5 protein-coding genes are annotated in these 6,722 nt (G+C 71.9%); all 5 read left to right on the top strand.

All coding sequences use genetic code 11. The annotated features are described in order from the left end of the window. The first annotated feature begins 185 nt into the window (after positions 1 to 185). Positions 186 to 1,655 (top strand): aldehyde dehydrogenase family protein, encoded by a 1,470-nt coding sequence (locus D3105_RS31200; RefSeq protein ID WP_118906251.1) that lies wholly within the window; start codon positions 186 to 188, stop codon positions 1,653 to 1,655. Then, on the top strand, positions 1,652 to 3,220 hold the full coding sequence (locus D3105_RS31195) for an APC family permease (RefSeq protein WP_118906250.1): 1,569 nt from the start codon (positions 1,652 to 1,654) through the stop codon (positions 3,218 to 3,220). The genes D3105_RS31200 and D3105_RS31195 overlap by 4 nt, the downstream gene beginning before the upstream one ends. A 59-nt stretch (positions 3,221 to 3,279) precedes the next feature. Continuing rightward, positions 3,280 to 4,881, top strand: a complete 1,602-nt coding sequence (locus tag D3105_RS31190; protein WP_118906249.1) for a GMC family oxidoreductase — start codon at positions 3,280 to 3,282, stop codon at positions 4,879 to 4,881. 15 nt (positions 4,882 to 4,896) lie between these two features. Next, on the top strand, positions 4,897 to 5,526 hold the full coding sequence (locus D3105_RS31185) for an alpha-ketoglutarate-dependent dioxygenase AlkB (protein WP_118906248.1): 630 nt from the start codon (positions 4,897 to 4,899) through the stop codon (positions 5,524 to 5,526). Between the two features lie 96 nt (positions 5,527 to 5,622). Further along, on the top strand, positions 5,623 to 6,722 hold a 1,100-nt coding region (locus D3105_RS31180), incomplete at its 3' end, for a PAS domain-containing protein (protein WP_118906247.1).

Here is a 6,722-nt window from a genome sequence, read left to right as displayed (position 1 = left end):
GTCTTGAGGATGACGGGGAAGCCGCCGGCCTCCTCGGCGAACGCGGCGGCGTCGGCCGGGTCGCTCGCCATGCGCGCCCGCCCCGCCGCCCTTACCGTCTGTGCTGACGTCGTCGCGCAGGGAGCCGGTCGGCGTCGACCCGCGCCCGGCGGGGCGCCCGTCCCGGCCCCGTACAGGAGGAGCCCATGCCGGAGCTGTTCATCGATGGCCAGTGGACCGCTGCCGCCGAGGGGCGGAAGCGGGAGATCCGCTGTCCGGCCGACGGCACCCTGGTGGCCACCGTCGACGAGGGTGGGCGCAAGGACGCCGAGGCGGCCGTCGCCGCCGCCCGGGCCGCGTTCGACCACGGGCCCTGGCCCGGTACGCCCGCCGCCGAGCGGGGGCGGCTCCTGCTGCGGGTGGCGGAGCTGCTGGAGCGGGACAAGGACGTCTTCGCGCGGGCCGAGTCGCTGGACACGGGCAAGCGGCTCGTCGAGAGCGCCTACGACATGGACGACATCGCGAACTGCTTCCGGTACTTCGGCGACCTCGTCGCGGCCGGGGACGCGGGGCGGGTCGTCGACACGGGGCTCGCGGACGTCGACAGCCGGGTGGTGCACGAACCCGTCGGGGTGTGCGCGCTCATCACCCCGTGGAACTATCCGCTGCTCCAGACCGCCTGGAAGGTCGCCCCGGCGCTCGGGGCCGGCAACACGTTCGTCCTCAAGCCGAGCGAGCTGACCCCGCACACCGCCGTCCTGCTGATGCGGCTGCTGGCCGAGGCCGGGCTGCCGGACGGGGTCGGCAATCTGGTGCTCGGGGCGGGCGCGGACGTGGGGGCGCCGTTGACCGAGGACCCACGGGTGGATCTGGTGTCGTTCACCGGGGGGCTGGCAACCGGGCGGCGCATCATGGCGGCCGCCGCGCCCACCGTGAAGAAGGTCGCCCTGGAGCTGGGCGGCAAGAATCCCAACATCGTTTTCGCCGACGCCGACTTCGAGACCGCCGTCGACTACGCGCTGATGGCGGTGTTCCTGCACTCGGGGCAGGTCTGCTCCGCCGGGGCACGGCTCCTCGTGCAGGACGAGCTGCACGACCGGTTCGTGGACGAGCTGGTGGAGCGGGCGGGCCGGATCAAGCTCGGCGGGCCGTTCGACGAGGATGCCCGCAGCGGGCCGCTGATCTCCGCCGCGCACCGCGACAAGGTCGAGGCGTACGTGGCGGAGGGTATTGCCGAGGGTGCGGTGCTGCGCTGCGGCGGGGCGCGGCCCGACGACCCGGCGCTGGCGGACGGCTTCTACTACCCGCCCACCGTGCTGGACGAGTGCGCCACCTCGATGTCCGTGGTGCAGGACGAGTCGTTCGGCCCGGTGCTCACCGTCGAGCGGTTCCGGGACGAGGACGACGCGGTCCGGCTGGCCAACGACACGGTGTACGGGCTGGCGGGCGCGGTCTGGACGCAGGACGGCGGGCGGGCCCACCGGGTGGCGTCGCGGCTGCGGGCCGGCACCGTGTGGATCAACGACTTCCACCCCTACGTACCGCAGGCGGAGTGGGGCGGGATGAAGCAGTCCGGTTTCGGCCGTGAGCTGGGGCCCGCGGGGCTCGCCGAGTACCAGGAGGCCAAGCACATCTGGCGCAACGTCGCCGCCACCCCTCAGCGGTGGTTCGAGTGAGCCGGACCAAGGGGCCCGAGGGGCAGGCGGCGGACAGCAGTCACGACGACGACGCACTCGGCGAACTGGGCTACAAGCCCGAACTGCGGCGCACGCTCGGCAACTTCCACACCTTCGCCGCCGGGATCAGCTACATCTCGATCCTGACCGGCACCTTCCAGCTGTTCTACTTCGGCGTCACCTTCGGCGGTCCCGCCTACTGGTGGTCCTGGCCGATGGTCTTCTGCGGGCAGCTGATGGTGGCCCTGTGCTTCTGCGAGCTGGCCGCCCGCTATCCGGTGGCCGGTTCGGTATACAACTGGGCCAAGAAGATGGGCGGTCCGCACGTCGGCTGGCTCGGCGGCTGGATGATGATGACAGCCACCATGGTCACCCTGTCGGCCGTGGCGCTGGCCTACCAGATCACGCTGCCGCAGATCGACGACTGGTTCCAGTTCGTGGGCGACGGGAGCGGCCGGAACGACCAGGCGGCCAACGCCGTCCTGCTGGGCAGTGTGCTGATCCTGTTCTCCACGCTGGTCAACGCGTTCGGCGTCAAGCTCATGGCCCGGATCAACTCCGCGGGCGTCTTCATCGAGCTGATCGCCGCCGTCGCCCTGATCATCTTCCTGGGCGCGCACATCACCCGGGGTCCCAGCACCGCGCTGACGGAGACGTACGGGCTGGGCAGCGGGCAGTCGCTCGGCTACTTCGGCGCGTTCCTCACCGCTTCGCTGGCCTCCGCCTATGTGATGTACGGCTTCGACACCGCGTCGTCGCTCGGCGAGGAGTCGCACAACCCGGGCCGCAACGCGCCCCGCGCCATCCTGCGGGCGCTCATCGCGTCCTTCCTGATCGGCGCGTTCATCCTGCTCTTCGCGCTGCTCTCGGTGCCGGACCTCAAGGCCGAGGAGCTCTCCACCGGTGGACTCCAGTACGTGGTGCTGGCGACGCTCGGCGACACGATCGGGGAGATCTTCCTCTGGGCGGTGGTCGTCGCGATCACGGTGTGCGTGCTGGCCGTGCAGGCCGCCGGGATCCGGCTGATGTTCGCCATGGCGCGGGACAACAACCTGCCCGCCGGATCGAAGCTGGCCCGGGTCAGTCCCCGGTTCAAGACGCCCGTGGTGCCCGCCGTGCTGATCGGGGTGGTGGGCGTCGTCATCCTGGTCGTGAACATCAACCAGCCGCAGATCTTCTCGGTGATCACCAGCATCGCGATCATCATGATCTACGTGGCGTATCTGCTGGTCACCGTGCCGATGCTGCTGCGCCGGCTGCGCGGCGACTGGCAGCCGCGCGAGGGCGCGTTCTCGCTGGGCCGCTGGGGGCTGCCCGTCAATGTGCTCGCCGTGCTCTGGGGCACGGCCATGTCGCTCAACCTGGCCTGGCCGCGCGCCGAGGTGTACAACGCGACCGGCCCGCAGCACTGGTATCTGCGCTGGGGCGCGTTCCTGTTCATCGGCGTCGTCGCGCTCGGCGGCTTCGCCTACTACTGGTTCGTCCAGCGGCACCGGACCGGCGTACTCGCCGAGCACCGCGTCGAGGCCCTGGACGACCCCACCGCTCCCCCGCCGGCCGGCTGAACCCCAAAGGCCCGTCGGCCGCCCGGAACCCCGTCGGCTGCCCGAACCCTGGAGACCCGATGCCCGAAGAGAGCTCCGTACCCACGTTCGACTACGTCGTGGTCGGCGGCGGTACGGCCGGTGCCGTCGTCGCCGCCCGGCTCACCGAGGACCCCGACGTCACCGTCTGCGTGCTGGAGGCGGGCCCCTCGGACGTCGGGGACGACAGCATCCTGCGGCTGGACCGCTGGATGGCGCTGCTGGAGTCCGGTTACGACTGGGACTATCCGGTGGAACCGCAGGATCGGGGCAACAGCTTCATGCGGCACGCCCGCGCCAAGGTGCTCGGCGGCTGCTCCTCGCACAACTCCTGCATCGCCTTCTGGGCCCCGGCCGAGGACCTCGACGAGTGGGCGGCGCTCGGCTGTACGGGGTGGAGCGCGGCGGACTGCTACCCGCTCTACCGGCGTCTTGAGACCAACGACGCGCCCGGCGACCACCACGGCCGCTCCGGACCGGTCACCATCCGGACGGTGCCGCCCCGCGACCCGTGCGGTACGGCGCTGCTGGAGGCCTGCGCGACGGCGGGCATCCCCACCGTCCCGTTCAACACGGGTTCCACCGTGATCCGGGGCGCGCACTGGTTCCAGATCAACGCCCGCGAGGACGGCACCCGTTCCTCGGCCTCGGTGTCGTATCTGCACCCGGTGCTGGGGAAGCGGCCCAACCTGGAGGTACGGACCGGGCTCCAGGCGAAGCGACTGCTGTTCGACGGCGAGCGGTGCACGGGGGTGGAGTACCTGGAGCCCGACACCGTGCACAGCGGGGCGGTGCACGCGCGGCGCGAGGTGATCGTCTCCTGCGGGGCGATCGACTCCCCGAAGCTGCTGATGCTGTCCGGTATCGGTCCGGCCGGGCATCTGCGGGAGACCGGGGTGGACGTGCGGGTGGACTCCCCCGGCGTCGGCTCGCACCTCCAGGACCATCCGGAGGGGGTGATCATGTGGGAGGCGAAGCAGCCCATGGTCACCGCGTCCACCCAGTGGTGGGAGATCGGGATCTTCGCGGACACCGAGCCGGGGCTCGACCGGCCGGACCTGATGTTCCACTACGGCTCGGTGCCGTTCGACATGAACACCTACCGGCGCGGCTACCCGACCTCCGACAACGCGTTCTGCCTGACCCCGAACGTCACCCGCGCCCGGTCGCGGGGCACGGTACGGCTGCGGACCCGGGACTTCCGGGACAAGCCCCGGGTCGATCCGCGCTACTTCACCGACGAGCACGACGTACGGGTGATGACGTACGGGCTGCGGCTGGCGCGGGAGATCGTGGCGCAGCCGGAGATGGCGGCGTGGGCGGGCACCGAGCTGGCCCCGGGGTCCGGCGCGACCACGGACGCGGAGCTGTTCGACTACATCCGCGAGACGCACAACACCGTCTACCACCCGGCCGGGACCGTACGGATGGGCCCGGCGGAGGACCCGGACTCGCCGCTCGACCCCCAGCTGCGGGTGAAGGGCGTCACCGGGCTGCGGGTGGCCGACGCGTCGGTCATGCCGTTCCTTCCCACGGTCAACCCGTGCATCACGACGATGATGATCGGCGAGAAGTGCGCCGATCTGATCAAGGACGGCCCCACCCCTGTCACCCGCCAGCCATTCGCACACGTGCTCGAATAGCGTTACGCTCTCCTCATGGCCGTACACCTGCAAAGCTCGCTTTTCGACCAGGAGGCCGAGGTCACCACCCGCCCCCTGAGCGGACTGAGGCGTACCGATCTCGGGCACGGGGCCTGGATCGACGTACTGCCGCAGTGGCTCCGGGGCGCGGACACGCTGTTCGAGACGCTGGTGCGCGACGTCGCCTGGCGGGCCGAGCAGCGCGTGATGTACGAGCGTGTGGTGGCGGTCCCCCGGCTGCTGGCGTTCTTCGGCCACCACGACCCCCTGCCCCATCCGGCCCTGGAGGCCGCCCGCACCGAGCTCGGCGAGCACTACGCCGCTGAACTGGGCGAACCGTTCACCACGGCGGGGCTGTGCTTCTACCGCGACGGCCGGGACGGGGTCGCCTGGCACGGGGACACCAGCGGGCGGGGAAGCAGCGAGGACACCATGGTCGCGATCCTCTCGCTGGGGGCGCCCCGGCACCTGGCGCTGCGGCCGCGCCGCCCGGGCCCCGCCCCCGTCCGCAGGCCGCTCGGCCACGGCGACCTGATCGTCATGGGCGGTAGTTGCCAGCGCACCTGGGAGCACGCGATCCCCAAGACCGCACGGGCCGTCGGGCCACGCGTCAGCGTGCAGTTCCGGCCCGCCGGGGTGCGCTGACCCCGGCTTTCCGAGGCCGCGCCCCGGTGCACCGCGGTTGTGCGGGTCCCGGGCAGGGCCGATTCTGAGAGTAATGAACCGGGCCGGGGTCGCGCCGTGAGCGCGGCGAACGCGGCGGAGAGCGCCGATTTCCGTGGACCCCTGGACATCACCAGGGCGGCCACGGTGGTTCTGGACGCCGAGAGCACCGTCATCGGCTGGAGTCCCGCGGCGGCCGAGCTCCTCGGCTACGGGCCCGCCGAGGCCCTGGGGCGGCCGCTGAGCGCGTTTCTTTCGGTGCACCCGGTCGGTGGCGCTCCCTCGGTAGCAGCATCCGAGGACGCCGGAGCGTCCGGAGTTTCCGGAACGGCCGCCACCGGCATCGGACCCCCGTCCCTCGTCGGCAACGAGATCCACGTGGCGCACACCCAAAACGGCCGTGAGCTGCTGGTGGCGACGGCGACGTGCCCGCTGCCGGGCGGGGCGGCGGGCCGTGGCCCCGGCGCGCCGGACCGGATCCTGGTGGCGGCCGAGGTGGGGGAACTGCGGCACTGGGAGTCGCGGCTCGCCCTGCTCCAGGGGCTGGCCACCCAGTCGCCCGTCGGGCTGGCGATCTACGACACCGATCTGCGGCTGACCTGGTGCAACACCGCCTACGAACGGGAGATCGGGCAGCCGCTGGCCGCGTTCCGGGGCATGCGGGCCGACGAGCTGTACTCCGGCGGCTCCTTCGTGACGCCGGGCTATCCGCAGACGCTCGACGGCGTCATGCACCAGGTGATCGAGACCGGCGAGCCGGTCCTCGACCTGAACTTCCGGGGGCAGCCGCCCAGCGACCCGGGGCGGAACCATCTGTGGTCCTGCGCCTACTACCGGCTGGAGGACGCCCACGGGCATGTGTTCGGGGTGTGCGAGGACGCCTTCGACATCACCGACCGCTACCGGGTCCAGGAGCGGCTGGCCCTCCTCGTCGAGGCCGGCCGCAGGATCGGCACCGTCCTGGACGTGGCCACCACCGCCGAGGAGATCGCCGGGGTGGCCGTGCCGGACTTCGCCGCGACCGTACGGGTCGATGTCACGCGGGCCGCGGTGACCGGGGAGACGGCGGCGGTGGGCAGCCCGGCGGACATGTCGCTGCTCCGGGTCGCGGACCGCTCGGAGCCGGGCTCCGCCACACCGGACCCCGCCCTCCCGGACCCGGGCGCCCCGGACCCGCC

Source organism: Streptomyces globisporus, assembly GCF_003501885.1.
Classification (GTDB): domain Bacteria; phylum Actinomycetota; class Actinomycetes; order Streptomycetales; family Streptomycetaceae; genus Streptomyces; species Streptomyces globisporus_D.
The sequence above is the reverse complement of the archived record's forward strand: the minus strand, read 5'-3'. Positions and strand labels throughout refer to the sequence as shown.